Here is a 919-nt window from a genome sequence, read left to right as displayed (position 1 = left end):
CCAGAACGTAACAAAGCAGGTGTAGTCTGGGTGTTGTTACTTACTGTCGCTCCGGATGGAATCGCTGCAAAGGGCTCACTGTGATGGTTGTTGGTTAACTGCAACCCCTGTGGTTGAGCAGTGCCTCCTTCATAGGTAACCACGGTGATCTGACCTCCATTGCCTACATCAAATGCATTGTTAAATACACGAAGATTGGTTGAGGCTACCCCGTTACTGGTGGATCGAACCTGGAATATGGCCGGATTGCCTGTCCCACTGATGGTGTTATTGTAGAAATGCAGGTTAGTGGCTGGATTACCCAAGGCCCACAGAATCGGAGACCGATCTCCTAACAGAAAGTAGTTTCTACGCACATGGATGTTGGCCCCTCCTTTTGCTTTCTGATTGTATTCGCCCATCACATTCCATGCATTCACATTCTCACGGTAATCAAATATGTTGTTTTCGATCAGGGTGTTGCTCGGTGTCAACTCAATAGCAGGACCCGTCTGTACTTTGAACCGATTGTCATGTACCCAGAACGAATATCTGCCTTTCAACACCGCTGGCTCATATTCCAGCGAAAGCGCTGTGGTAAAATCACAATTGGTAATCTCCACTTCTTCAGCTCCTATTGCCCAGAACTCAAATCCCAGGTTGGGCACATTCGGTCCCCACGGTGCACTAGGCTTGCCATATTCCTTGATATTATAAAACTTGGATTTACTCACATAATCCGATTTGCTGAAATCATCTCCTGCCCACGAAGCCAGACATTTGATGGCATAGCCTGAACTTTTCTCTCCATACGAACCGGTCGTCACATTGGTCAGGTGGTAGATGGTTCCATCATGGATTTGCAGATTGCTGACACTGCCTCGGGAAGTGATGTTTCCAAACGAACCGCCAGTAGACTCACGGGCAGATTCGCTGATGA

1 protein-coding gene is annotated in these 919 nt (G+C 47.7%); it reads right to left on the bottom strand.

Translation table 11 applies throughout. The annotated features are described in order from the left end of the window. A partial coding sequence (locus QNI15_RS38865) for a hypothetical protein (protein WP_314037599.1) occupies positions 1–919 on the bottom strand: 919 nt, incomplete at both ends.

The organism is Xanthocytophaga flava, assembly GCF_030068545.1.
Taxonomy (GTDB): Bacteria; Bacteroidota; Bacteroidia; order Cytophagales; family 172606-1; genus Xanthocytophaga; species Xanthocytophaga flava.
This window is presented reverse-complemented; position numbering and strand designations above follow the sequence as displayed.